The following is a 26,747-nucleotide window of genomic DNA, read 5'->3' as shown; positions in this document are numbered from 1 at the left end:
CACGTCACCTCCGGTGGACCACCGCGACCGGGCACGGTGCGTGGTGCAGCACAGCGTGGCTGACCGAACCCAGGATCGCACGCGTCACGGCGCCACGGCCGTGACTGCCGACCGCGAGCAGTGCCGCGCCGTCAGCCGCCTGGAGCAACGCGCGGGCCGGGGCGTCGAACGCGACCTCCTGCGCCACGTGCACGTCCGGCCACCGCGCGGCGTGCGGGGCGAGCTGTTCGTCCAGCAGCTTGGAGAGGTCCACGCGGACGTGGTCGAAGTCCTGCTCGGGCAGCTCGGCCCAGCCGGCGTCGTTCCACGCGTGGATGGCGAGCAGTTCACGGCCGTGGCGCGCGGCGTGCTCGAAGGCGAACGCGATGGCGTCCGTCGAGGTCTCGGAGCCGTCCACGCCGACGACCACGCGGCCGTCGACCGGGCCGGACCGCGTCACGACGACCGGGCGCCCTCCCGTCGACACCAGTTCGGCGGCGGTGGAGCCCAGGAACATCTTCGCGATGCCGGTGCGGCCCGACGAGCCCAGCACGAGCAGGTCGCCGGGTTCGGCGGCGAGGACGTCGACCGGGCGGCCGATGCGCACGTGCGTGGCGATCTCGAGATCCGGCCAGGACTGCCTGAGCTCGGCCGCGAGTTCGGTGAGGTGGTCCTCGGCGGCCTTGGACATCGTCTCCTCGGTGACGAACTCCGGCACCGGGACGGACATGGGCGTGAAGACGGGCTCGGGCAACGGCGCGCGGATGGCGTGGACGACCCGCAGGGCCGCGCCGCGGCGGGACGCCTCCTCGGCACCGAACAGCACCGCCCGGCGGGCCAGGTCGGAGCCGTCGAACCCGACGACGACAGTGGACATGAGAAAACCACCTCCGACCGGGAAGTACCCGATCGGAGGTGGTTCTAAAGGTGATCTAGTTGATGACGAACTGCGAGCCCGGCTCGATCGTGATGTCGCCGTCACGCGAGTTGGTGATCGTGACGTTCGTCAGCTTCGCCGACCCGCGGGCCTGGGCCATCGCGAGGATGCCCGACCCGTTGTTCGACCTGTCGATCCGGACGTTGCTGATCTGCACGTCCGGCATGCCGCTGCCGCCGCCCTTGAACTGGATCCCGTCGTAGGTCGAGTCCAGGATCTCGGTGTCGCGGATGACGACGCCGGGGATCGGCAGGTTCTGCGAGAACAGCGTGATGGCGCCGAACTCCTGCGCCTCACCCCAGAACGCGCCGCCGGTGCGGTACAGGGCGTTGTTGGCGAGCGTCGTGGTCCCGCCGAACGGCAGCGGGTCGTGGTCGGTCGCCAGCATGATGCCCGGGTAGTTGGCCGTGTCGGAGATGATGTTGTTCTCCGCGCGGTTGTTCGACCCGCCGTAGATCGCGATTCCGTTGGCACGCCAGGGGAGCGCGATCGTGTTGTTGAGGAACGCGTTGCCGCTGCCGACGTCGACGTTCTGGTCCTTCACGTACTTCGACGCCCACACCGCCAGCGCGTCGTCGCCCGTGGTGCGGAACGACGAGTTGAAGACGGTGGAGTTGCGGGTGCCGTTGGTGAAGTTGATGCCGTCGGCGTAGGTGTCGCGGATGCGCATGCCGCTGAACTGCAGGCCGTCGCCGGGGTTCCAGCGGTCCGGCAGGTTGGTGTAGTCGCGGCCGACCCAGACACCGACGTTGGCGTGCTCGATCCACACGTTGGTGACCTTGGTGTTCTTGCCGAACCGCCCGTTGAGGCCGACGCCGCCCTCGGCACCGCCGTCACCGCCGCGGATCCGGCCGGAGCCGAAGATGGCGATGTCGGAGATCTGGGTGTTGTCGTCGATGTCGAACCCGAAGTTGCCCTCGTGCGGGTGGTTGATCGTGTCCGCGTCCTGCGGCTGGATCAGCGAGAACAGCTGCGAGTGCCACATGCCGGCGCCGCGGATCGTGACGTTGCGGATGCCGACCTGGTTGTCACCACCGCTGTTGAACACGGTGAGGATCTTCTTCTCCTGGCGGAACCTGCCCTCCGGGATCCAGACGCAGGGGATCTCGCCGTTCTGGTCGGCCGTCACGGCGCGCTGCAACGCGTCCGTGTCGTCCGTCTGGTCGTTCGCCGTGGCACCGTACTGCGTGATCGAGACGCAGTCGGCCGGCTTGGAGGCGGCCGGGGCCACCTGCTCCAGGTCGATCAGGTCGATGACGTAGAACGCCGCGTTGTCACCGGAGTCGCGCTGCAGCTTGAACTTCGTGCCGGCCGGGTAGCTCGAGGCCAGCAGCTGCGAGGTCTCGTCGAACAGCCTGCGGGCGTCGCCACCCGGACGGTTCGTGAGGCCCTCGGGGTCGTCCGTCGTGCCGTAGAGCCAGCTGTGGCGCGACGACAGCGTCAGCTTCTGCACGAACTGGTCGTTCGCGTAGAGGCTGATCGTCGCCTCCTGGCCACCGCCCGCGGCGGCGTCCGGGATGGAGTTGCGCACGACGATCGAGTTCGTGCTGACCGTCGAGGTGATCTCCACGAACTGGCCCTGCGCGTCGAGGCGCACCGACTTGCGGCCCGAGGACTCGGACCCGAAGTTGGTGTGCCCGAACGTGCGCTTCGCGTCGGCCTGCAACAGCGTGCCGTTGTGCCGGCCCGCTTCGGCCTCGTAGCTCGTGAACGGCACCGAGGCACCGCGTCCGACCACAATGGACTGGGTCGCGGTGTTGTTGGTCTCGTTGGTCTCCGCCACGACGTTCGTCGCGTCGGCGGTCGCCGTGGCCGTGGCGCCGCCGTTGGTGGCGGTCCAGGTGCCGACGTTGACCGTGACGGTCTGGCCGGCGTTGATCGCACCGGTGTTGGCGGTGAGCGTGCTGCCGCCGACGGCCACGCGGGTCACCGAGGCGCCCGCCGCCGACGTGCCGCGGTTGTTCACCGACACCGCGAACGTCACCTGCTGGCCCGCCGCCGGGGACGACGGGTTCGGCGTGACACCGGTGATCTGCAGGTCCGGTCCCGGGGCCTGGCCGACGACCAGGGGAGAGCCGGAGGTGAAGGTGTTGTTGCCCTCGTTGGTCTCCGCGACCTGGTTGGCCGGGTCCACGGTGGCCGCGGCCGCGTAGGACCCGGCGCCCCGACGGCCTGCGTCGACGCTGACGGTGGCCGTGGCGGAAGGAGCGAGCGCGCCGACCGCGACGCTGCCCGCGACGGTGCCGCCGAGCGTGGCGTTCAGCGTCGTCGCGCCGGACGCGACGGAGCCGCCGTTGCGCACGGTGGCGGTGAGCCTGATCGCGTCGGCCTCGCTCGGGTTCGCGGGCGTCCACGTCAGGTTCGTGACGGTCAGGTCGGGAGCCGGTGCGGACGCGCCGAACACCTGGAACTCGGCGACCTGGCCGCCGGGCGCGCCGGTGTTCGAGTAGAAGTGCAGCCGCACGTCGGAGGCCCGCCCGCTCACCGGGACCGTGACGGTGTTGCCGGTGGCCGGGTCGAACCGGTAGTCGGCGCGCGCCTTCAGGGTCGCGAACGAGGAAGCACCGGCTTCCTTGCCCAGCACCTCGAAGTTCTGCGTCCGCGCACCCCAGGCGCTGTCGGGGTTGAGCTTGACGACGACCGAGGTGACGTCCGCGTTCGAGCCCAGCTTCGCGGTCAGGTGACCGGGGAGGCCGTTGGACTCCCAGTACGTGCCCGTGTTGCCGTCGACCGCGTTCGCGGCGACGAAGTTGTGCACGTGCCCTGATTCCTCGACCGGCTTGCCCTGGGCGAGGTTGTCGCCCGCGGGCGGCGGGTCGACCGGGCCGGACTCGCCGTGCACCTCGAACTCGCTGAGCTGCGCGGCGGGCCAGCCGGTGTTCGCGGTGACCGTGACGCGCACGTACCGCGTGGTCGTCGCCGCGAAGTCCAGCGTCACCGTGTTGTTCGAGCCGGGCGAGAAGACCCGGCCCGCCGACCCGGCCAGGTCGCCGAACTGCGATCCGTTCGCACTCCCTTGCACGGCAAGCGTTTGCGTGCGCTGCTCCCAGTTCGAGGGCAGCCGCAGCACGACCTTGCTGACGCTCCGCTCGGCACCCAGGTCGGCCTGGATCCACTGGGGGAACGTGTTGTTCGTGCTCTCCCAGTAGCTGCCCTGGTTGCCGTCCCCGGCGTTGCCGGCGCCGTACGGCCCGTTGCTGCTGGACGCGGTCAGGTTCGCGGACAGCCGGACAACCGCTGCTCCTGCCGTGGGTGTCAATCCGAACAGTGCGAGGGCGCTGACGACGGCAGCGCTCACCGCACGCTTCAGTAGCGTGTTTCTCATTGAATTGTCCTTCGTGGCAGGGGTATCAGTTGTTGATGTTGATCTTGAAGGTGGTCGTGGTGTTCCTGATGTCCTGGAAGTTGTTGCTGAACCTCAGGCCGTTGAACGTGACCTCGCCGACGGCGGGACCCTGACCGGGCTCCGGCATCTCGTTGGCCCACAACCCGAACCCGGACTTCGCGTCGAACGCGTCGCCGGACTTGCGCGCACCCGAGACGCTCACGTTGGACAGCACCGTGTCCTGGAAGACGTTCTCGGCGGCACCGTTGTACTTGGTCTGGAACATGATTCCGCTGTACGTCGGATCGATGATCTCGATGTCGCTCACCCGGATCCCCGTGTACTTCTTGGAGGCGGAGAACATCCAGATGGCGCCGAACGTCTGCGCGCCCCAGAAGTGGCCGCCGGAGCGGACCAGGGTGAGGCCGCTGAACGTCGTCGGCTCGGGCCCGAAGTCCTCCATCGGGTAGCCGAAGTCGAGCGAGCTGATCGTCACCGCGGAGTAGGTGAGCGTGTCGGCGATGTAGATGTTGCGGAAGACGTTGTTCTTGCCGCCGTACACCGCGAGACCGGCCGCGCGCCACGGGGTCGTGACGCTGAGGTTCTCGAACACGTTGTTCTGCTGGCCGGTGCCGCCGTTGTCGGTGGCGGCGAACAGCGCGAACGCGTCGTCACCGGTCGAGCGGGCCTCGATGTTGGCGATCCGGTTGCCCGACGAGCCGTTCGTCATGTTCAGGCCGTCCGCGTACATGTTGCGGATGCGGTTGTCCTTGATGACGTTGTTGTCGACGTTGTTGCCCCAGAACAGGCACATCATGTGCTCGACCCAGATGTTCTCGATGGTCATGTTCTGGACGCCGGCGAAGTCGAACACCTTGCCGGGGCCGTCGTTGCGCTGCGTGTAGTTGCCGAACACGGCGAACCCGCTGAACGTCGAGCCGCTCGCGGACGCCTGGGCGGAGAAGCCGAGGTCCGTGTTCTCCTGGGTCGTGGGTGCCTGGAACCGGGTGAACCAGGGACCGGCGCCGATCACCTTGATCGCCTTGCCGTAGACGTTGAACTTCTGCTGCGTCGGGTACGTGCCCGCAGGCAGGTAGACGCCGATCAGGGTGCCGGTCGTGTCCATCCGGACCCGGTCGAGCGCGTTCTGCACGTCCTGGTGGGTGAACCCGGCGGGCACGGCATAGCGTGCGGCATCGGGGTTTCCGGCGGCCTGCACCTGTTCGAAGTTCACGAAGTCGATCGCGTAGTTCGAGGTGTTGGCCGCGTCCTTCTGCAGCTTGATCTTCGTGCCCGCCGGGAACGTCGAGTTGAGCATCACGTTCGCCTCGTCGTAGATGTGGCGCGGCCCGCCCGACCCCGGGGAGTTGTTCGGCGAGGCCTCGTTGCCGTAGAGCCACATATACTTCGACGTCAGGTCGATGGCCTTGTGGAACTGGCCGTTGACGTAGACGTTGAGGTTGCTGGTGATGCCGCCGCCACCGGCGCTGTCCGGGATGGAGAACCGGGTGACGAGGGTGTTGGTCGGCGCGCTCGTGGTGAACTCGACCGACTGGCCGGTGCCGTTCAGCGTCACGGCGCGGCGGCCGGACGCCTCACCGGCGAGGTCGCCGATCGTCCTGTTCGGACTGAGGACCTGCGCGCCGCCGCCGACGGTCGCGTCCTCGGCCTCGACGTGCTGCCACGGGACGCTGGCGCCGCGGCCGATGAACAGCGACTGCTCGCTGGTGTTGTTGCCCTGCTTGGCCGGGATCTCGTTGCCGTCGTTCGCGATGACGGTGCGGACCGTGTACCGGCCGTCGGCGGCGGGCCAGGTGCCGAGGTTGACCGCGGCGGTCGTCGCGCCGGCGTTGATCGCGCCGGTGTGGCTGCCGGTCAGCGTGCGGACGGTCTGGCCGCTGCTGTTGAGGATCGTGACCGTGATGCCGTGGGCGCCCGCCGCGCTGGCGATGCTGCCCTGGTTCTTGATCGCGACGCTGAACGTCGTGGTCTGGCCGTTGCTCGGGTTGCTGGGCGACCAGGAGCCGACGGCGACCAGGTCGGAGCTCGGGACCGGCGTCACGACGATCGGCGACGGGTGCGGGCGGGCGTTGTTGGTCTCGTCCTGCTCCGCGACCTTCTTGGTCTCGTCGACCTTCGCCGTGTACTGGTAGGAACCCTCCGGGCGCGCGGAGATCGTCGTGCTCACGTTCGCCTGCGCACCCGCCGCGAGGGCGCCGACGTTCGCGGTGCCGACGGCGGTGGTGCCGAGGAAGAACGTCACGTCGGTGGCCGTGCTGGCCGCCGTGCCCGCGTTGCGGACGGTGGCGTTCAGCGTGATCTGGTCGGTCTCGACGGGGCTCGCCGGCGTGACCGACGTCGAGGTGACGGTGAGGTCGGGGTTCGGGGCAGGGGTGCCGAACACCTGGATCTCCGCCACCTGCGTGCCGGGCGCGCCGGTGTTGGACGTGCCGCGCACCTGGAGGTCGGCGACGCGCCCGGAGGCGTTGATGGTGATGCTGTTGCCGGTCGCGGGGTCGAAGCGGTAGTCCCGCCCGGCGACGAGGCTCGTGAAGCCGGTCGCGTTCTGCTCGCGGCCCAGCACCTCGATGTTCTGCGTGCGGGAACCCCACGCGGTGTCGGGGTTGAGCTTGAGCGCGACCGAGCTGACGTCCGCGTTCGATCCCAGTTGGACGGTCAGCGTGCCCGGGAAGCCGTTGGACTCCCAGTAGGTCTGCACGTTGCCGTCGTTGGCGTTGGCGGCCACGAAGTTGTGCACGTTGTTGTTCGCGGTGACGGGCTTGCCCTGCGCCAGGTTCGTGCCGGTCGCGCCCTCGCGGGTGACCGTGCCGCTGGCGGGGGACTGGTTGCCGGCCGCGTCCTTCGCGATCACGTGGTAGCTCACGCGCAGGCCGTCGGGCTGGCTGTCGGTGTAGGTCGTGCCGGTGACCGTCGTGCGCAGCGTGCCGTTGGCGTAGACGTCGTAGCCGGCGACGCCGACGTTGTCCGTGCTGGCGTTCCAGGTCAGCCGGATCTGCCCGGCCTGCGGCTGGGTGAGGGCGAGACCGGTGGGCGCGGCGGGGGCCTGCGTGTCACCGCCGGTCGGGCCCTGCACCTCGAACTCGCTGATCTGCCCGGCGGGCCAGCCGGTGTTCGCGGTGATCCGCAGCCGCACGTACCGCGTGGTGGCGGCGCTGAAGTCGATGGTCACCGTGCTGTTCGAGCCCGGGTTGAACTCGTAGCCCCTGCTGGGCACGAGATCGCTGAAGGTGTTGCCGTCCGTGCTGCCCTGCACGGCGAGGGTCTGCGTGCGCGCGCCCCAGCCGGAGGTCGGCAGCTTCAGCACGACCCGGTCGGCCTTGACCGCGGCGCCGAGGTCGGCCTGCAGCCACTGCGGGAACGCGTTGTTCGCGCTCTCCCAGTACGTGCCCTGGTTGCCGTCGCCCGCGTTGCCCGGCCCGTAGTTCTGGTTGGTGCTGCTGGCGCTGTAGGTGGCCTGGAGCGCGGCGCTGGCGGCCGCCTCGCGCACCTCGAGCTTCGCGGTGGTCTTGGTGGCGCGGACGTGCCGCACCACCGTCGGGTCGACCTGGAAGGTCACCTTGCCGTTCTTGAAGTCGTGTGGTCGCTCCGCGACCAACGTCGACCAGCCTCTGCCGTCGAGGCTCGTCTGGACGGCGAACGTCTCGGTGCCGTTCTTGCCTGCCGTGAGCGTGACCTGGTCGATCCGGGTCTGCTGGGCGAGGTCGAGGCTGACGGGAGCGGCCTGGGCGGCGGGGACGAACGTCAGGGTCGCCGCCGCGGTGATCACAGCGGCTGTCGGGGCTAGCAGGGAGCGAGCGCGTGTCATCGGTGACATGGCGTGCTTGGCCCTTCTCGGTGGGGACGCGAGGGGGTGTGGCGCGCCTCACCGTAGAAGTGACCAGCAGATTACCGCAATATCTCGACGTGATTGCGCAAATTTGCGACATCGCGCTCTGAACAGGAAAGACGGGTGTTCGTTCCCGTGCTCGAACAGTGTCCCAGCGTGCGCAAGGGCGATCACCAGCGGCTGGACGGACCGGTTTCCGGCAGGTTCGGACCCGAACCTGCCGGAAAAATTGATTCGACCTCGATCTGGCGGCTTGCGCTCGCTTGCCGTCTGCTTGCTCGGCTTGCGTAAGGGTTGCGCAAGTCTCAGAGCTTCGCGAACAACCTTCTGGTTCGGTTCAGCAGATCCAGCCTGTGCTCACGCCGCCGGAGCGAGTGCCCCTCGCCCGGGTAGACGACGAGTTCGGAGTGCCCGACCGCGCGGTGCAGGCGCTCGGCTTGCTCCACCGGCACGTTGGTGTCCTCGGCGCCGTGCACGATCAGCATCGGCGTGCGGATCCGGTCCGCGTAGGTGAGCGGGCTGTGCTTGGGCCCGTCGCCCAGCGCCGCCTCGAACGCGCCCCACTCGCCGGTGGCGACCAGCCGCGGCCAGTCGGAGATCCCCGCGCCCACCAGCGCGGCCTTGAACCTGTTCGTCCTGGTGGTCGCCCACGCGGCCATGAACCCGCCGTGACTCCACCCGGCGATGCCGAGCCGGTCCGGGTCCGCCACGTTCTCGGCGACCAGTAGGTCGAGGCCGTCCTCGATGTCGTGCCACTCCTCCTGCCCGACCTTCCCGGCGACGGCGTGCGCGAACTCGTGGCCGTGCCCGAGTCCGCCGCGCGGGTTGGGCAGGAACACCGCGAACCCGTCGTGCGCGAACCACTGCGCCGACGGCACCCAGTGCAGCTGCAGGTCGTCCGCCCACCGGTCGTACGGGCCGCCGTGGACGATCGTGACGAGCGGGAACGGCCCGTCGTCCCTGGTCCTGCCGGGCGGGAGGACGAGGAGGCCGTCGAGGTGGAGGCCGTCGCGCGCCCGGTAGCCGAGGCGTTCCTGGGAGCCCCAGCGGATGTCGTAGTCGGCCGCGCCGCGCCGGTCCGGCCGGTGCGATCCGGTGACGCGGCCGAGCAGGCCGCCGCCGAGCCGGTGGAACTCGGTGTCGAGGCCGGTCGCGACGACGACGATCGGCGCGCCCCCGTCGTCCTGCACGAGGTCGACCGGGCAGGCTCGCAGCCCTTCCGTGAGGTTGCGGTGCCGCTGGTCGAACACCGCGTTGCCGGCCTGCAGGTGCGGTGGTGTCAGGGCGAGGTAGCAGACCTCGTCGCCCCACCAGACCGGCTTGCCGGCGTCCGCGGGCGTCGCGCCCAGGTCGGTGACCGTGCCGTCGGTGCCGATCACGTGCAGCGCCGGGTTCAGCAGACCGGGGTCGATCTCCGGCGACGACCACGTGATCACCGCGAGCCGTCCGTCGGCGTGCCGGGCGACCTCGGCGACGTGACGGCCGGGGACGCGCACGGCGGGTGGTGCGGTCTCGGTGGGAGGCGGGACGTGGTCGACGGCGATCTCATCGGTCAGTTCCCGCACGCGCGGCTCCTTCGCTTGATCTCCAGTTAACTCCAGGTCCTACGGTCGAGCCCATGACCATTCTCGTGGCGGGGGCAACCGGGAACGCCGGAGCTCAGGTGGTGCGGGAACTCCTCGCGCTGGGAAGTCCGGTGCGCGCGCTCACCAGGAACGCGGCGGCGGCACGGTTCCCCGCCGGCGTCGAGGTCGTGGAGGGCGACCTGACGAGGCCGGAGACGATCCCGCTCGAGGGGGTCACCGGTGTGCACCTGCTGGCCACCGCGGGGGACGACTACGCCGAGCTGACCACCGGACCGGAACTGGTGGCGCGGGTGGAGAAGGCCGGCGTCCGCAGGGCCACGGTGCTGTGGAGCGGCTCCCCCAGTCCGTTGGAGGAGGCGGTCACCGCGAGTGCGCTGGAGTGGACCGTGTTGCGGCCCGTGGACTTCATGTCGAACACGCTGGTCTGGGCCGAGTCGGTGCGCCGGGAGGGGGTGGTGCGCGAGCCGTTCGCCTCCTCGCGGAGCGCGCTCGTGCACGAGGGCGACATCGGCGCGGTGGCGGCCGCCGTGCTCGTGAGGGGTGGGCACGGCGGCCGCACGTACACGTTGACGGGTCCGGAGGCCCTGACCGTGCCGCAGCAGGTGGCGACGATCTCCGCGGCGATCGGCCGGGAGATCCGGTACGTCGAGCTGACCGAGGCGCAGGCGCGGGAGGAGATGCTCGCGCAGGGCAGGCCGCCCGAGGTGGCCGACTTCCTGCTCCGGTGGAGGCGGGACATGCCCGCGGTGGGGTACACCGTCGACCGGGGAGTCGAGGACGTGCTGGGCAGGCCCGCGCGCTCCTTCGCCTCGTGGGCACGGGAGCGCGCGGGCTCCTTCGTCAGCGCAGGAGGTACGCGTTGACGATCGTCTGCTCCACGGTCTGCCCGTGGCCGGACGCTTTGGCGCGCAACGAGACCGACTTGGCGTCCTGCGGGTGGGCGAGCAGCACGCGGTTGCCGGTGAGCTGCGTGCGCTTCCACGTCGTGCCGCCGTCGTAGGACACCTCGACGGACGTGACGCGCACCGAGTCCACCTGCGACTGCGTGGAGACCGGCACGGCGAGCATCTGGCCGGCGCGGCCGTACCCGTCGTCGTCCAGCTGCGGGGTGAAGCGGACGACCGACAGCGGGAGCGCCGTGCGTTCGGCCGTCGTGTCGCTGCGGAACGTCCACACGCCGGACACCGCGGAGCTCAGGGCGTTGGCGCGCGTCGCGGACGCTTCGAGGCGGTAGTTCGCGGCGCCCGGCGGGACGTCGACCATCGCCCAGCCGGCCTCGGCCGTCTCCACGGCCTTCACGCCGTCGCGGTAGAGGGCGGTCCGCGCCCCGGTCACCGGGCCGTAGCCCTCGTTGCCCGCGCTGTCGCCGTACAGCGGCACCGTGACGCGGACGAAGTCGCCCGTGCGGAACGAGTGCGGCACGTCCCGGGCCGGTGGGAGGGCGGGGCCGAACACCGCGCGGTTGAACGGTTCCACGTACGAGCGGCCCGGCCGGTAGTGGCGCAGCGGGGTGACGAGCGCGCCGATGTTGCCGGTCTCGTCGAACAGGTTGAACCGGCGCGACCAGTCACCGCCCTCACCGCCGTAGTACTCGGTGCGCGGGCCGGGGACGAAGTTGTCCAGCGAGCCGTAGGTCCAGTCGGCGCGGCCCTCGGGGGACGAGGTGTGGCCGATCGACGCGCTCTGGCCCGGCTTCAGCGCGGGCATGTCGACCTTGACGGTCGCCAGGTCCCGCTTCGCGATCGTCTTGGTCAGGCCCGACGGCGCGGCGCCCTTCTGGTACCAGGCCAGTCCGTAGAAGTCGGGGCCGGCGGTCCAGAACGTCGCGGTCTTGCCGGTGACCTCCTTCGACTCGGGTCCCATGCTCGCGACGCCGAGGTGGTCGACGACGCCGCCGACCGAGAAGTTGCCGATGGTGTAGCTGGTGCCGCCGACGACGCGTTCGAAACCGGTCTGCAGCAAGGAGAGCTTCGCGGCGACCGGCAGGGTCACCCGGACCGGCTTGGCCTGGCGGGCGTCGAGGTCGATCGTGGTCGGGCCGGAGACGGTGAGGTTCGGGTAGTTGACGACGTCGTGGGTGTAGGCGCCGGACGACGACATCACGCTGCCGGACAGGACGTAGCGGCCCTTGGCGACGCGGGCGACACCGGTCGTGCTGTTCGGCCAGACGCGGGCGCCGGTGTCGACGTTGATCAGGTACGCGAACGTCGAGGTCGTCGTGACACCCGACCGTTCGATGCCGGTGACCTTGACGTCGTAGCTCTCCACCTCCAGGTCGGCGACGACGGCCGTGCGCACGCCGCTCGCGACGACCGCGCCGCCGAACACGCCACCGGCCGGCTGTTTGGCGATGTCCGCGGTGACGGTGGCCTTGGCGGAGCCGCCCGCCGGGACCACGAGCGTGGCGGGGGAGACGCTGAACAGGGTGCCGTTCGTGTCCGCCGACAGGTCGAGCGTGACGGCCTCGGTGCCCGCGTTGGAGTAGGTGATCTCCTGCGTCAGCGCGGGTTCGCCGGCGTGCGGCCACTGGTGCGCGCCGAAGCTGACGGAGGTCGGGCTCGACGTCACGTTCTGCTTGATGAGCTTGGCCACGTCGACGCGGCCGGTGCCCTGCTCGAACGGGGTCAGGTCCGCCGTGGGGGTGGTGCTGCCGGTGAGCCGGGCCTTGAGGGCCGTGCCGGTCAGGTCCGGGTGCTGCTGGCGCAGCAGGGCCGCGGCGCCCGCGACGTGCGGGGTGGCCATCGACGTGCCGTCGAGCGAGGTGTAGCCGTCGACGACCGGCGCGCCGATCCGGCCGTCCGAGTGCAGTGCGGCGACGATGCCGACGCCCGGTGCGGTGAGGTCGGGCTTCAGCGTGCCGGACGCCGTCGGGCCGCGGCTCGAGAACTCGGCGATCCGGTTCTGGTCGTCCACGGCGCCGACGGTCAGCGCCGCGTCGGCGGTGCCGGGCGACCCGATCGTGCGCGAGCCGGGACCGGAGTTGCCGGCGGCGATCACGAACAGCGCGCCCCGGTCGGCGGAGAGCCGGTTGACGGCCTCCTCGATCGGGTCCACGCCGGGGGTGTCGTAGCCGCCGAGGCTCATGTTGACGATCTGGGCGCCCTGCTCGACCGCCCACTCCATGCCGGCGATGATCCCGCTGTCCGCGCCGGAGCCGTTGTCGCCCAGCACCTTCACGTCGAGGATCCGCGCGTCCGGCGCGACGCCGTGGTACTTGCCGCCGCTCTTCGCGCCGGTGCCCGCGACGATCGACGCCACGTGCGTGCCGTGGCCGTAGTGGTCGCCGTTGTCGGGGGAGGTGGTGAAGTTGCGCTCGCCGATCTCGCGGTCCGCCAGGTCCGGGTGCGTGTTGTCGACACCCGTGTCGAGGACCGCGACCGTGACGCCCTTGCCGGTGAGCCCGGCGGCGTAGGCGGCGGGAGCGTTGATCTGGGCGACGCTCTGGTCGAGGGTCGCCGTGCGGCGCGCGTCGAGCCAGATCCGCTGGATGCCGGACGTCGACATGTCGAATGTCGACATCCCGTCAGCCGAGGTGCGGGATGTCGACATCCCGACAACCGGCGTCTTGGCCGCGTCGAACGCCACGCCGTTGATGCTGCGCAGCTGGAGACCGGACTGGGCGCTCAGGGTGCCCGGCGCGTAGGTGGCGATGACCGGCAGGGCGCCGCCGTAGGTCGCGAGCTCGGTGACGTCGAAGAGGCGCTCGTCGAGGCGGCCGTCCGCGATCAGCGGGATGGCGTCGTGCGGCACCACGTACTCGTGCCCGCCGGCCGTGTAGGTGGAGAACAGGACGCGCTCACGTCCGGGCGCCGGCCGGATCGCTCTCGGTCCGGTGTGGACCTCGTCGCCGGTGATCAACCTGATGGTGGGTGCGGACGACGGCGACGTCTCCGCTGGTGGGGGAGAGGCATGGGCGTGACCCGCGGTCAGCAGGGCACCGGCCAGCACAACGACTCCGAGTACGCGCACCCGGTCCTCCGTAGGTCTGTGGGAGCGTTCTCACGGACCGTATTGAGGTGATCACCTGCTGACAAGGTCTACACCAATTTCCGGTACGGCCTAATCTTCGTACCGTGACGGGCCTGCGTGAACGCAAGAAGGCGGCGACCAGGGAAGCGCTGGGCGACGCCGCCTGGAGTCTGTGCGTCGAGCACGGCCTCGACCGGGTGACGGTGGATCAGATCGCGCGCGCGGCCGGGGTGTCGCTGCGGACGTTCTTCAACTACTTCTCCTCGAAGGAGGAGGCGGTCGTCGCGGGCGACACGGCCACGGCACTCGCGCTGGTCGAGGAGTTCGCTGCCCGGCCCGCCGGCGAACCAGTGCTGGTCGCGCTGCGCGAGGCGCTGAAGTCGATCTACCCGCGCTACGTCGACCTGGACCGGTTGCGCCAGCTGCGGCAGCTCCGGCAGCACCCGGCGCTGCTTCCGCACGTGTTCGCCGCCTACTCCGCACGCGAGCAGGCGTTGACGGCGGCGATCGCCGAGCGCTGCGGGGCCGACCCGCGGACCGACCCCTACCCGGCGGTGATGGCGTCGACCTTCCTCGCCTCGATGCGCGCGGTCGTGCAGTGGTGGCTCGACACCCCGCAGGCCACGGACAGGTTCGAGGTCACCGAGCTGGTCGGCCGGATGATCGACCAGCTCGGCGCCGGCTTCACCAGGTGACGGGCAGCCGGTGCACGCCGTAGATCGACATGTCGGTGCGCAGCGGCACCTCGGCGGCGGGCACGGCGAGCCGCAGCGTCGGGAACCTCCGCAACAGCTCGGTGAACCCGACCGCCATCTCGACCCGCGCCAGCTGCTGGCCGAGGCACTGGTGGATGCCGTGCCCGAACGCTACGTGGTGCCCGCGAGGCCGGTCGACGAGCAACGCGTGCGGGTCGTCGTACTGCCGCTCGTCGCGGTTGACCGCCGGCACCGACACGACGACGGTCTCCCCGGCGCGCACGGTGACGCCGCCGATCTCGACGTCCTCCTTCGCGTGCCGTGACACCCCTTGGCTGATGATCGACAGGTAGCGCAACATCTCCTCGACCGCGTTTTCGACGAGCCCGGGGTCGTCGCGCAGCTTCGCGAACTGGTCGGGGTTCTCCAGCAGCGCGAACGTGCCGAGCGCGAGCATGTTCGCCGTGGTCTCGTGGCCCGCGATGAGCAGCAGGTTCGCGATGCCGGTCAGCTCGTCGTCGGTGAGGTCGGTGTCGGTGACGAGCCCGGACAGCAGGTCACCACCGGGGCTCCGCCGCTTGGCGAGGACCAGCCCGTGCATGAACCGGCGCAGCTCGGTGGTGTTCTTGATCTGGTCGTCGATCGTGGTGTTGAGGCTGAGCAACGTCGCCGTGCGGCGCTGGAACTCGTCGCGGTCGCCGTAGTCGACCCCCAGCAGCTCGCAGATGACGAGCGAAGGCACCGGCAACGCGAAGTCGTGCACCAGATCCGCAGGAGGCCCCTTCTCGACCATGGCGTCGAGCCGAGTCGTGACGATCTCGTGGATGCGCGGCGTCAGCTCCCGCATCCGCCGCACCGTGAACTGCCCGGTCAGCAACCGCCGGAAACGGGTGTGCTCCGGGGCGTCCATCATGATGAACGACCCGGCCTGCCGCTCGGGCGGGAACAGCTCCGCGTGCAGCTCGGGCGAGATCAACGCCCTGGCCCGAGGACTGTTGATCCGGTCCGAGCTCATCTGCGGCGCCGCGAGCACCGCCCGCGCCTCGTCGTGCCCCGTGACGAGCCAGACGGTGTCGCCGTTGTGCTCGATCCGGTGCATCCGCCCGCGCTCGCTGAGCTCGGTCAGCCCGGCGGCGGGGTCGAACGGGCACTTCCCGCGCTCGGTGAGTTCGGCGGGCAACTGCGGGCGGATGAGCTCCTGCGCACTGCGCTGCCGCTCGGCCGTGGTCATGGCCTCTCCCTGTCTGACCCGGTGTGACCGGGTCGTGGCTCGGCGTCACCTCCACGCTACCGAAACTTGCGCGTTGTGCAAGATTTTTAACAGGGCTTTAGGAACGCCTGCGGCGGTCGGGGAGGCCGCGCTGCGCTGAGGGTGTGAGCTGGGTGGGCTGGTGGCGGAGCAGCCGGGTGGGCTGGGGAGCAGTCGGGTGGCTCGCTGCTGGGGCGCTGAGTGGTGGCGGGGCCGTCGGGCGGGGTGGCTGAGCGGCTGTTCGGCTGGGCCGTGGCGGACGCGGCGAACACCGAGCCGTCGAACTCGACGACCGCGACGCCCTCCAGCGCGCCTGCCGTGGGCGTGCGGCTGGGCGCCCCGCCGATGTCGTGCATGGCCCGCGTGCCGCCGCCAGCCCGCGCGGGTGTTGCGCACCGCCCGCGCACGGCGCCCGGCTCGCGCAGGTGTTGTGCGCGGGCCGGGCGGTCACGCTGCGGGGTGTGGCGCTGGTGCTGCCCGTGCCGGCGTTGTGCACGGGCCGGAAAACCACTCCGCCGGCGGTCGCGCCGGTGCCGGACAGCCAGCCCCGTGTCGCGCGCGAGCCGTTCAGTTGCACCGCTGGGGGTCGCGCCGGTGCCGAACGGCCCGCCTGGTGTTGCGCGCGAGCCGTCCAGTTGCACCGCTGGGGGTAGCGCCGACGCCGAACGGCCCGCGTCGGTATCGCACGCGGGCCGTCCAATCACACCCACCGGGGTCGTTTCGGCGTCCAAGCCTTAGACCGCGAACACCTGCGCGTCGTCGGCGAACGCCTTGAACTCGAGCGCGTTGCCCGTCGGGTCCAGCAGGAACATCGTCCACTGCTCGCCGGGCTCCCCCTTGAACCGCACGTACGGCTCGATCACGAACGTCGTGCCGGCGGACCGGAGCCTCTCCGCGAGCACCTGGAACTCGTCGACGGTCAGAACCAGGCCGAAGTGGGGGACCGGCACGTCGTGGCCGTCGACCGGGTTGCTGACCCGCTCGGTCTTCGGGGCGAGGTGGGTGACGAACTGGTGGCCGTGCAGGTTCCAGTCGACCCACGTGTCGGAGCTGCGACCCTGTTCCAGGCCGAGGGTCTCGCCGTAGAACCGGCGGGCGGCGGCGAGGTCGTCTACCGGCATGGCGAGGTGGAAGCGGGGGATGTTCGGCATGTAGGAATGTTAACATTGCGACAAGGTGGTGTCTTGTTAACATTGCTCACATGACAGTGGGACCGGCGCGGCGGCGGGGGCTCGGCAGCGAGGTCGCGGACATGATCCGCCAGGCCATCTTCGACGGCGGCTATCCGCCGGGCAGTTCGCTGCGCGAGGTGGAGCTCGCCGAGGCGCTGGAGGTGTCGCGCGGGCCTGTGCGGGACGCGCTGCGCACGCTGGAGCGCGAGGGGCTGGTGCGCACCGAGTGGCATCGGGGGACGACGGTCACCGCGTTGTCGCTTCAAGACGTGGCCGAGCTGGACAGCCTGCGCGGGGCGCTCGAGGTCCTGGCCGTGGAACGGGTCGTGGCGACCGGGGCGTCGCTGGAGGAGATCTCGGCGGCGGCGCTGGAGATGGAACGGGCCGCGACCCCGCACGAGATGGTGCGGTGCGACATCGCGTTCCACGACGCCGTGTACGCCGCGGCCGGGCACTCACGGCTCACCACGGCCTGGGAGGCGATCCGGTCGCAGGTGCACCTGTTCCTGCTGACGCGCGTGCAGGTGAGCACGGACGGCTACCTGGAGCAGATCCGGGAGGAGCACCGGGACCTGGTGGCGGCGTTGCGGCTGGGGAACGTGGAGGGCGCGCTGAAGCTGTTCGCGGAGCACCGCCGGCACGCGTTCGACGTGCTGACGGCGGAACGGTGACCGAACGCCGGGAAGAGCACCAAAGCCCGAAAGGCCCAAGAGCCCGAAAGCGCTAGACGCCTTAAAGCCCCAAGCCCCAAGCCTCGAGAGCGTCAGAGCCAGCCGTGCTCGTGCGCCACCGAGAACGCCTCACCCCGGCTCCCCACCCCGAGCTTGGACACCGCCGCCGCCAGGTGGTTGCGCACCGTCCCGGCCGACAACGACGTGCGCGCCGCGATCTCCGCCACCGGCGTCCCGAACTCGCTGAGCCGCAACACCTCCAGCTCCCGCTGCGTCAGCGGGCACGGCGGCGCCGCGAGCGCGTCGGCGGCCAGCGCCGGGTCGACCCAGCGCGAACCGCCGTGCACCCGGCGGATCACGTCCGCCAGCGTGCCGCCGGGCGAGCCCTTCGGCAGGAAGCCCTTGGCGCCCGCGTGCAGGGCCTGCTGCAGGTGGGGCGGGCGGCCGCGGCCGGTGAGGATCACGACCGCGCACGACGGCAGCACGCGGGCGAGTTCCTCGGTGACCTCCAGGCCGTCCAGCAGGGGCATCTGCAGGTCCACCACGGCCACGTCCGGGCGGTGCGCCCGCGCGGCCTCGACGGCGGCACGGCCGTCTCCCGCGCGAGCGACCACCGTCAGGTCCGGTTCGAGGTCGAGCAGCGCCGCGAGCGCGTCGCGGATCAGCTCCTCGTCGTCGGCCAGCAGGACTCGGATCATGCGGGCACCACGACCTGGAGCGTGAACACGTCGCCGGACTTCTCCGCCGACGCCTGACCGCCCACCGCCGCGAGGCGCTCACGGAGGCCGCGCAGGCCGTTGCCCTCGACGGAGGGTTTCTCGGCGCCGTCGTTCGTCACCGTCATCCGCACCTCCCCGGACCCAGCGGCGACGTCGATCATGCACCACGTGGCGTGGCTGTGGCGCAGCACGTTGGTGCACGCCTCGCGCAGTGCCAGGGCGAGCTGCGTGGCGGGTTCGCCCTGCACCGCGACCTCCGTTGCGGTGCACCGGATCCCGGCCTCCGTCAACACGTTCTGCACGGCCTCCAGTTGGTCCGCGAAGTCCACGGCGCGATAGCCGTGCACGGCGTCACGCACCTCCTCCAGCGCCGAGGACGCCAGTCGTTGCGCCTCGAACGCCTCGGCCGCCGACCGTTCCGGATCGCTGTCGGCCAGCCGCCCGGCCAGCTCGGCCTTCAGCGCGATCACGGTCAGGCGGTGGCCCAGCAGGTCGTGGACGTCCCGCGCGAACCGCAGCCGTTCCTCGCTCACGGCGAGCTCCGCCTGCGCCTCGCGGCCCGCCCGCGCCTGGCCGAGCAGGCCCGCGAACCACATCGGCAGACCGGCCATCGCGATGATCGTCGCGCCGACCGACGCCGCGATCATCTGGTACGTCGTCTGGTCGCGCGTCACGAAGAACCCGACCAGGCCCGACACCACCACCGCGCCGATGGCCGCGAGCCACCGCCACGGGCCGGTCAGCAGCAGCGGAGCGAAGCCGGCGGCCGCGCCACCGATCCACGCCCACGTCGACAACTCGTCCGGCCCGACCGGCGCCACCAGCGGAATCGTTGCGAGCGTCGCCGCCACCAGCACCCACAGCGGGCCGCCGCGCAACGTCACCGCGTACGCCACGGCCAGCACCAGGAGCCCGAGCACGCCGAGCCAGCGCAGGCCGGACGGCTCGCGCAGCACCGACACCAGCGGCACGACGAGCGAGCCCATCCACAGCACGTGCAGGGTGCCGCGCAGCGCGGCGTGCGGAAGATCGTTCATCACGGGGCAGCCTAGAGCCACACGAGCAGGATCGTGACCGCGATGACCAGGTCGAACACCCCGCAGAACTCCGACCACCACCGCGGCACGACCGCGTTGCGCACGTGGTGCACGAGATCCCACACGGCGTGCGCGCCCCACCCGAGCGCGATCAGCCCCACCCCGTAGTGCGGCGACACGAACAGCACGGCCGCCGCCAGCGCCACGTACAGGCCGAACACGAAGAGCTGCACCCGCGGCGCCCGCCACCCGCAGAACAGGTAGACCGCCTGGCACAGCAGCAGCGTCCACGTGGGAGGCACCACCGGCGCCTGCCAGAAGTCGAACGTGACCGCGAGCGCGATCACCGCGGGCCAGCGGTCGCCCAGGGTCCTGACCACCGGGTTCGCGCTGGGCGTGCCGTGCTCGTCGCGGTACCGGATGAGCACGAACGCCATCGCGGGCAGCATCAGCACGTGGCCGCCCATCTCCACCATGGCGCCGTCGACCCATCCGGCCCAGTACGGCACCAACAGCACGAGGTACGGCACGAACATCGCCGCGCACATCTCGACGATCCGGCCGTGGCCGCGATAGCGCATCCACAACGCCATCGGCACGGACATCGACACCGCCATCCACAGGGCGGCGAGCTCGACCCGTTCGGGCGTCCACAGGGGCCCCAGCAGGGCCATCCCGACCAGCATCGCCACGAGCATCTCGACGCCGTGGCGGACCAGCGGCCGTACCGCCGGTGAAACCGTTGTTGTCATGCACCGAGCATCGGAGAGCAGGGCCGCAGAACCCATCCGTGCGATGTCATGACCTGTCTGTGCGAAACGCCCAGACGACCTATGCGTCCACCTCGGGCACCTCGACCTCGGCCCAGATGGTCTTCCCGCCGGTGAACTCGCGGGTGCCCCAGCACCGCGAGATCTGGCCGATCAACATCAGCCCGCGTCCGCGCGAGTCACCGAGCCGTGACTGCCCCAGGCGCGGGAGCTCCGCCGGTGTGTGGTCGTCGACCTCCACCCGGACGAAATCGGTATGTCGTTGCACCCGCACGGCCCGAGGACCCTCGGCGTGCTCATAGGCATTGCTGGCGAGTTCCGTGCACACGAGGAGGACGTCAAGCCGCACGTCCTCCGACAGGTCCTTCAGCAGGGTCCCGATCCACACGCGCATCGCCGCGAGGTCGGGCTCGTCCTCCGGCAGGGTGTGCAAGGTCCTCGCGGAGGCGCTCAGCACCTCGGGGGTGTCCATCTCCATCCCACCTCAGTTCGGCCCAGGCCCTCCTGGTTGCTCAAGACGGCCGTCAGGGTGCGAAATACCACTGTGCGTGCTACCCCAAACGTGTGGATGGCTATGGCTTCAACCTCGCGCTGGTCGCGGTCCTGGTGTTGCTCAACGCGGCTTTCGCCGGCAGCGAGATGGCGTTCGTGTCGTTGCGCGAAGGTCAACTTCGCTCGCTGGAACGCGAGGGGCACCGTCGGCTCGTGCGGCTCGCACGCGATCCGAACAGGTACTTCGCGACCATTCAGATCGGCATCACCCTGTCCGGTTTCCTCGCCTCGGCGACCGCGGCGGTCTCGCTCGCGGCACCGGTCGTGCCGCTGCTGAGCTTCCTCGGCGGCGCCGCGAACGGCGTCGCGATCGCCCTCGTCACCGTGGTGCTGACGTTCGTCACACTCGTCTTCGGCGAGCTCGCGCCGAAGCGGCTCGCGATGCAGTACGCGGTCCGCTGGGCCAAGATCGTCGCCCGCACCCTCGACTTCCTCTCGACCATCTCCCGGCCCGCGGTCTGGTTGCTCAGCAAGTCGACCGACGTCGTGGTGCGCGTGTTCGGCGGTGACCCCAACGCCGACGAGGAGCAGATGTCCGCCGAGGAACTGCGTGATCTCGTTGAGGTGCAACAACATCTGAACCAGGAACAACGCACGATCATGACCGGCGCGCTGGAGATCCACGAGCGCAGGCTGCGCGAGGTCCTGGTGCCCCGCAGGCAGGTGACGATCCTCGAATCAGGTTTGGACACCGCCACCGCGCGGGAAGTCCTGGCGGAGTCCGGACACTCCCGGGCTCCGGTGACCAAGGACGGTCACCTGGACGACGTGATCGGCGTCGTCCACCTGCGCGACCTGCTCGACGACGCCGTGGCCGTGGCGGACGTGGCCCGCGCGCCGATGGTGCTGCCGGACTCGGTCCGCGTCACGGACGCGTTGCGGCGCATGAAGGCCGAGCACGAGCAGCTGGCGCTGGTGGTGGACGAGCACGGTGCGGTGGACGGCATCGTGACACTCGAGGACCTGCTGGAGGAGATCGTCGGTGAGATCTACGACGAGACCGACTCGGACGTCGTCGCGGTGAAGGCCGCGCCGGACGGCTCCATCGAGCTGCCCGGCACGTTCCCGGTGCACGACCTGGTCGACGTCGGCGTCGAGCTCCGCGACGCGCCGCAGGGTCCGTACTCGACGGTCGCCGGACTGGTGCTGCTGATGCTCGGCCGCATCCCGGAGGTTCCCGGCGACGTCGTGGAGGTGTCCGGGTGGAAGATCGAGGTCCGCGCCGTCGAGCACCACGCGGTCACGAAGGTGACGCTGAGGCGCTCGAAGCGAGATGAGGCTGAGGTCACAGCCGAAACCGCGGAATGAAGTGGGCCTCTGAACCGTTACACACGAGTGCAGCGGTGTATGGGGCCGCTGCTCCGCAGACGGCGGCGAGTTCGCCCGGCTGCCGGCCATCCGGCCGCCGCTTCGCGCCGAATCGCCTGCGGCGGTTGACCCGAAGGGGCAACCGGACGGCCGGCGCGAACTCGCGTCTGGCTGCACCACCTGCCAACGGAAACGGGGGGATTTGTCGTGCCTGCAGATCTGAAGAACCGCGCGTCCGGAACGCAGGACGGGGACTCGGTCGGCCAGTACCTGCGCGAGGTGGGGCGCACGCCGCTGCTCACCGCCTCCGAGGAGGTCGACCTGTCGCGCCGCATCGAGGCGGGCGTCTACGCCGCGCACCTGCTGGAGACCGGCGAGACGAACCGCGACCGCCGCGCGCTGCGCCGGCTCGTGGTCGAGGGCGAGCGCGCCAAGGACCACATGATCCGCGCGAACCTGCGCCTCGTCGTGTCGGTCGCGAAGAAGCACTCGTTCCGCGGCCTGCCGTTCGGCGACGTGGTCCAGGAGGGCAACCTCGGCCTGATCCGCGCGGTCGAGAAGTTCGACTACGCCAAGGGCTACAAGTTCTCCACCTACGCGATGTGGTGGATCCGCCAGGCGATCGAGCGCGGTCTGGCCGAGCAGACGCGCACCGTGCGCCTGCCGGTGCACGTGGTCGAAGAGGTCAACAAGCTCAAGAAGATCGGGCAGAAGCTGTCCTCGGCACTCGGGCGCGAGGCGACGGTCGAGGAGATCGCCGCCGAGGCCAAGTGCTCGCCGGAGCGCGTGCAGGACCTGCGCGACGCGGCACGTACCTGCGTGTCGCTGGAGACGCCGGTCGGTGACGAGGGTGACTCGGTGCTGGGCGACCTGATCCAGGACACCGACGGGGTGTCCGCGCCGGACCTGGTGGAGCAGCAGGAGTTCACCGAGGGCGTCCGGTCGCTGTTGGACGTCCTGCCCGAGCGGCAGGGCCGGATCATGCGGCTGCGCTACGGCCTGGAGGACGGGCGTGCCCGCACTCTGCAGGAGGTCGCGCAGGAGCTCGGCCTGACCCGCGAGCGGATCCGCCAGCTGGAGAAGCAGTCGCTCGCCCAGCTCAAGCAGTCCGGAGACCGCGACGACCTCTTCGCGCTCGCCGGCTGATCCGCGCGTCTAGAGGTTCCTGAGCGTCGAAGTGAAGTAGTGCAACGTGAGCTCCGCGTCCCGCGACTGTTCGTGCGGGGCGCGGAGCTTTTCGGTGAAGTCGGCGATGTCGGCGACGGCCCAGCGCAGCGCGTAGAAGCCGGATTCGCCGCCCAGCAGCCAGAGATCGCGTTCCGGCGGGGCCAGCCCGACCGTGTCCCAGTCGACCAGCACGAGGCCCGCGGGCGTGCGGATCACGTTGCCCGCGTGGGGTTCCCCGTGCGTCACCACCCGCTCGTCCGGCAACCGGGCGGCGAGCCGGTCGAGGTCGTCCAGCCTGGCGCGGACGACGTCGGCGTGCTCCGTGAAGACCTCGCGCGCGGGGGCGGAGAACCAGTCGCCGGGGTCGTCGAGCAACGCCGCGAGCGCGTCACGGCCCGGCACGTCGATCTCCGCGACGGGCGTGTCGTCTGGTGGCTCGCAGCGGTGCAGGGCGGCCAGCAGGTCGCGCACCCCCGCGTCGACGGGATCGCCGAACGAGCCGGATCTCCCCGCGACGAACGGGAAGACGCTCAGCGCGTAGCGCTCGTTCAGCGGCACCACCACCTCGCCGTCGTCCGACCGGACCGGTGCGACCACGAACGGCAGCCGCTCGCCCAGCGCCGCCGCCGTCTCCATCGCCCGCCGCAGCCCGATGAGCGGCTTGGTCGTCAGGTCCGACACGGACGTGAACCAGCGGTCGCCGACCGTCCAGTGGTAGTCGCCGAAGCCGACAGGCGCGTAGACCGGCGTCCCCGTGATGCCGAAGCGGGCGAGCCCGGCGTGCAGGTCGGGCTCGGGCAGTCCGGCGGGAAGATCCTCCACGAGCCCCGAAACTACCGGGCCTGGTGCGAGGATGTCCCGCGTGACCGTCCCCGCCGTCCTGCGCACCCTCGCCCGGCTGAGCGCCGCCGAACAGCCGCAGAAGCTCCAGCTCGACCTCACCAAGGCGGCCGGGCTGCTCTGGCTCGGCGACCACGAGCCGTCGTGGCGGGCGATCACGCTGGTGCAGGACGGTCCGCAGTGGACGCCGGTGCCGTGGACCGCGCCCAAGCGGGCCAGGGACGAGGTCGCGCGCCTGGCCGCGTTCGACGCGCTGCACCAGGAGGACCGGCTGCTGCGCCTGGGCTGGGCGTTCCTCGCCGGGCCCGCGCAGATCGGCGGGCAACGGCGGCGCGTCTGCCTGCCGCTCGTGTCCCGGCCGGTGCGGCTGCACCACGGGCTCGGCCTCGGCTACGCCTTCCACGTCGCCGGTGACGCCGGGGTGTTCCCGCTGATCGACGACTGGGCGAAGACCGCCGAGCGGGAGGCCGCGCTCGCGCCCACCGAGGAGTGGATCACCGAGACGCTGCGGACCGCCGGGTTCGAGAACGTGCCGATCGTCCACGACGACCCGAAGAACCTGATCTCCGGTGGCGAGCTGGTCGTGGCGGTGGGGGCCGGGCTGCACGCGGGCGAACCCGTCGTGAAGACCGAGCAGGGCACGGCGCTCTACGACTGGTCGGCCAAGAAGGGCATCGACGGCACGGCGTTCGCGGCGCTCTACGGGGCTGCCACGGAGCCGGACGAGCACGACGAGCCGATCAGTTCCGCGTTGCCGCTCAGCCACAGCCAGATGCGCGCGGTCGAGCACGCACGCCGTGCGCGCGTCACGGTCGTGGGCGGGCCTCCCGGTGCGGGCAAGACGCACACTCTCGCGGCACTGGCGTTGGACGCCGTGGCCGCGGGCAAGTCGGTGCTCCTCGCGAGCCGCACGCGCAACGCCGCCGATGTGCTCGGTGCCGCGCTGCGCAAGGCGGGCGGGCCGGTGCCCGTGTTGTTCGGCGACTCCGAGCTGCGGCAGGAGATGGCCCGCGAGCTGAGCGACGGACTCGCCGCCACCAGCAGCCCGGAGAAGCTGGACGAGCTCGACCGCGTCCGGCGCGCGGCCGCCGCCGCTGTGGCCCGCGTCGAACGCACGGCAGGTAGCTCGTTGACAGACGAACAGCTTGCCGCGGAAGGCAAGAAGCACCAGGCGCTGATGCCGGCGCATCGGTCCGTGGCGCCGAAAGCGTTCGACGCGGACGTGGACTTCGCCGCACTGCACGGACTTCTAGCGCCGCGCACCGGATTTCTCGGTGGACTGCGCACGGCCTGGGCGCTGCGCAAGGCGCGCGGCCTGACCGGCGCCGGGCAGGTGTCCACTGAGGACCTGGCGGCCGCGGTCGAGGCCGCCGAGCAGACCGCGGCGTCGGTCCGGATCGGCACGGCCGGCGGCACGGCGTTCGGTGAGCTGCGGCCGTTGCTCGCCGACCAGGACGCGGCGAGCGGGACCGCGACCGCCGCGTGGCTGCGGGAGTACTCGGTCAGCCGCCGGGGCACGGGCGCGCGCCGCGCGGTGGCGGCACTCGCGAAGGCGTTGCGCTCGGGCCGGGCGGCCCGGCGGCGCGGCCTCGCCGAGATCGACAGCGCGGACCTCGTGGCGGCACTGCCGTTGTGGGTCGGCACCCTGTCGGACGTGGAGGACATCCTCCCGCCCGTGCCCGGCATGTTCGACCTGGTGATCATCGACGAGGCGAGCCACGTGGACCAGCCGCTCGCCGCCCCCGCGCTGCTGCGCGGCCGGACCGCGGTGATCGGCGGCGACCCGAGGCAGTTGCGGCACGTGTCGTTCGTCAGCGACCAAGCCGTGCAGGCGGCGGTCGACGCCGAGGGCACCCGGGACCTGCGCGACCGCCTGGACGTGCCGAAGGTGAGCCTGTTCGACGCGGGCGCGGCCACGGCCGGCGTGCACTGGCTCGACGAGCACCACCGCTGCGCCCCGCACCTGATCGGCTACGCCGCCACCGAGTTCTACGACGGCAAGATCGCGCTGCTCACCACACACCCGTCGATCGCGGACGTCGACTGCATCGACACCGAACGCGTCGCGGGCGAGCGCACGGCCAAGGGCGTCAACCAGGTCGAGGTCGACGCCGTGCTGGCCCACGTCCGCAAGCGGGTCGCGGCGGGCGCGCGGTCGATCGGTGTCGTGACCCCGTTCCGCGCCCAGGCCGACGCCCTGGAGGAGGCGCTGCTCAGCGAGCTCACGCTGGACGAGATCACCACCGGCGGCGTGCGCGTCGGCACCGTCCACGGCGTGCAGGGCAGCGAGTTCGACGAGGTCGTGATCAGCCTCGCGGCGGACGCGAAGCCGGGCGCGTGGCGGTTCGTGAACGACCCCAACCTGCTCGCCGTGCTGACCACCCGTGCCCGCCGGAAGGTGCACGTCATCACGTCTGCCGCACAACCGCCCGGCCTGGTCGGCGGGTACCTGCGGCACGCCGACGTGGCGCCGACCGAGACCGCCGGGACCGAGCCCGAGGACGCGTGGACCGCGAACCTGGCCGCGGAACTGCGCGCGGCCGGGCTGGCCGTGCGGACCGGGTACCCGGTGGGGCAGTGGCGGGTCGACCTCGTGGTGGGGGAGAAGGACGACGCGGTGGCGGTGGAGACGCGCCCGCACCCGTCGGGGGTGCGGGCACACCTCGCGCGGTGGCGCGCGCTCACCCACGCGGGGTGGCGGGTGCACGACGCGTTCGGGAGCCGGTTCGGCGACGACCCCGCGCGGGCCGCCGTCGAACTGGCCCAGGAGCTCGCCCGGCGCTAGGCACCTGCCGTCGGCGAGGTTCTCCGAACCCGGCGCTAGCGGCGTGGGGGGGGGGGGGGGGGGGCGCCCCCCCCCCCCCCCCCCCCCGGCGGGGGGAGACGGGGGCCCCCGCCCCCCCCGCCCGCCGGGCCCGGGTGGG

The 26,747-nt window shown here is 71.1% G+C and carries 18 protein-coding genes; 6 read left to right on the top strand and 12 right to left on the bottom strand.

The genetic code is table 11. The features are described from left to right. Positions 1-4: 4 nt before the first annotated feature. The 4 genes from ABZX02_RS17250 to ABZX02_RS17235 form a co-directional block, all read right to left on the bottom strand. Positions 5-856: a universal stress protein gene (locus tag ABZX02_RS17250; RefSeq protein WP_355299191.1), complete on the bottom strand. Its 852-nt coding sequence runs from the start codon at positions 854-856 to the stop codon at positions 5-7. A 55-nt stretch (positions 857-911) separates the two neighbouring features. Next, positions 912-4,241, bottom strand: a complete 3,330-nt coding sequence (locus ABZX02_RS17245; RefSeq protein ID WP_355299189.1) for a CARDB domain-containing protein — start codon at positions 4,239-4,241, stop codon at positions 912-914. 25 nt (positions 4,242-4,266) lie between these two features. Further along, positions 4,267-8,067, bottom strand: a complete 3,801-nt coding sequence (locus tag ABZX02_RS17240) for a discoidin domain-containing protein (protein WP_355299187.1) — start codon at positions 8,065-8,067, stop codon at positions 4,267-4,269. A 326-nt stretch (positions 8,068-8,393) separates the two neighbouring features. Beyond that, the gene (locus ABZX02_RS17235; RefSeq protein ID WP_355299186.1) at positions 8,394-9,653 is read right to left on the bottom strand and encodes a prolyl oligopeptidase family serine peptidase; all 1,260 of its coding nucleotides are present in this window, start codon (positions 9,651-9,653) and stop codon (positions 8,394-8,396) included. Positions 9,654-9,706: 53 nt separating this feature from the next. Here ABZX02_RS17235 and ABZX02_RS17230 point away from each other — a divergent pair, with 53 nt between their 5' ends. Continuing rightward, positions 9,707-10,537 (top strand): NmrA family NAD(P)-binding protein, encoded by an 831-nt coding sequence (locus tag ABZX02_RS17230; protein WP_355299184.1) that lies wholly within the window; start codon positions 9,707-9,709, stop codon positions 10,535-10,537. On the opposite strand, the gene ABZX02_RS17225 is transcribed toward ABZX02_RS17230, so the two are convergent. Next, entirely contained in the window at positions 10,515-13,643 is a 3,129-nt protein-coding gene (locus tag ABZX02_RS17225) for a S8 family peptidase (protein WP_355299182.1), read from the bottom strand. The two genes, ABZX02_RS17230 and ABZX02_RS17225, sit on opposite strands and share 23 nt — an antisense overlap. Positions 13,644-13,747: 104 nt before the next feature. Here ABZX02_RS17225 and ABZX02_RS17220 point away from each other — a divergent pair, with 104 nt between their 5' ends. After that, positions 13,748-14,338, top strand: coding sequence for a TetR/AcrR family transcriptional regulator (locus ABZX02_RS17220; RefSeq protein WP_355299181.1), 591 nt, complete (start codon positions 13,748-13,750; stop codon positions 14,336-14,338). Here the strand turns inward: ABZX02_RS17220 and ABZX02_RS17215 are convergent. Together ABZX02_RS17215 and ABZX02_RS17210 are read right to left on the bottom strand one after the other, a co-directional pair. After that, positions 14,328-15,569: a cytochrome P450 gene (locus ABZX02_RS17215; protein ID WP_355299179.1), complete on the bottom strand. Its 1,242-nt coding sequence runs from the start codon at positions 15,567-15,569 to the stop codon at positions 14,328-14,330. The genes ABZX02_RS17220 and ABZX02_RS17215 overlap by 11 nt on opposite strands. A gap of 752 nt (positions 15,570-16,321) precedes the next feature. Beyond that, complete coding sequence (locus ABZX02_RS17210) at positions 16,322-16,738, bottom strand: VOC family protein (protein WP_355299177.1); 417 nt, start codon at positions 16,736-16,738, stop codon at positions 16,322-16,324. A 50-nt stretch (positions 16,739-16,788) separates the two neighbouring features. Here ABZX02_RS17210 and ABZX02_RS17205 point away from each other — a divergent pair, with 50 nt between their 5' ends. After that, a complete protein-coding gene (locus ABZX02_RS17205; RefSeq protein WP_355299176.1) occupies positions 16,789-17,430 on the top strand; it encodes a GntR family transcriptional regulator in 642 nt (213 codons plus the stop codon). Positions 17,431-17,522: 92 nt separating this feature from the next. On the opposite strand, the gene ABZX02_RS17200 is transcribed toward ABZX02_RS17205, so the two are convergent. The 4 genes from ABZX02_RS17200 to ABZX02_RS17185 all read right to left on the bottom strand — a co-directional run bounded on the left by ABZX02_RS17200 (position 17,523) and on the right by ABZX02_RS17185 (position 20,428). Then, positions 17,523-18,128 (bottom strand): response regulator transcription factor, encoded by a 606-nt coding sequence (locus ABZX02_RS17200; protein ID WP_355299174.1) that lies wholly within the window; start codon positions 18,126-18,128, stop codon positions 17,523-17,525. Next, positions 18,125-19,186: a histidine kinase gene (locus tag ABZX02_RS17195; protein ID WP_355299172.1), complete on the bottom strand. Its 1,062-nt coding sequence runs from the start codon at positions 19,184-19,186 to the stop codon at positions 18,125-18,127. The genes ABZX02_RS17200 and ABZX02_RS17195 overlap by 4 nt, the downstream gene beginning before the upstream one ends. 11 nt (positions 19,187-19,197) lie before the next feature. Then, entirely contained in the window at positions 19,198-19,938 is a 741-nt protein-coding gene (locus ABZX02_RS17190) for a hypothetical protein (RefSeq protein WP_355299170.1), read from the bottom strand. A gap of 79 nt (positions 19,939-20,017) precedes the next feature. Beyond that, positions 20,018-20,428: an ATP-binding protein gene (locus tag ABZX02_RS17185; RefSeq protein ID WP_355299168.1), complete on the bottom strand. Its 411-nt coding sequence runs from the start codon at positions 20,426-20,428 to the stop codon at positions 20,018-20,020. A 92-nt stretch (positions 20,429-20,520) separates the two neighbouring features. Here ABZX02_RS17185 and ABZX02_RS17180 point away from each other — a divergent pair, with 92 nt between their 5' ends. Together ABZX02_RS17180 and ABZX02_RS17175 are read left to right on the top strand one after the other, a co-directional pair. Next, positions 20,521-21,816 carry a hemolysin family protein gene (locus ABZX02_RS17180; RefSeq protein WP_355299166.1) on the top strand — a complete coding sequence of 432 codons (1,296 nt, stop codon included), beginning with the start codon at positions 20,521-20,523 and terminating at the stop codon, positions 21,814-21,816. 207 nt (positions 21,817-22,023) lie between these two features. After that, on the top strand, positions 22,024-22,962 hold the full coding sequence (locus tag ABZX02_RS17175) for a sigma-70 family RNA polymerase sigma factor (protein ID WP_355299164.1): 939 nt from the start codon (positions 22,024-22,026) through the stop codon (positions 22,960-22,962). Positions 22,963-22,971: 9 nt separating this feature from the next. Here the strand turns inward: ABZX02_RS17175 and ABZX02_RS17170 are convergent, their stop codons facing one another. Further along, positions 22,972-23,805 (bottom strand): aminoglycoside phosphotransferase family protein, encoded by an 834-nt coding sequence (locus tag ABZX02_RS17170; protein ID WP_355299162.1) that lies wholly within the window; start codon positions 23,803-23,805, stop codon positions 22,972-22,974. Positions 23,806-23,845: 40 nt separating this feature from the next. On the opposite strand from ABZX02_RS17170, the gene ABZX02_RS17165 reads away from it, so the two are divergent. After that, positions 23,846-26,608, top strand: a complete 2,763-nt coding sequence (locus ABZX02_RS17165) for an AAA domain-containing protein (protein ID WP_355299160.1) — start codon at positions 23,846-23,848, stop codon at positions 26,606-26,608. The last annotated feature ends 139 nt before the right edge of the window (positions 26,609-26,747 follow it).

This window comes from Lentzea sp. NPDC003310 (genome assembly GCF_040610935.1).
GTDB lineage: Bacteria > Actinomycetota > Actinomycetes > Mycobacteriales > Pseudonocardiaceae > Lentzea.
This window is presented reverse-complemented; position numbering and strand designations above follow the sequence as displayed.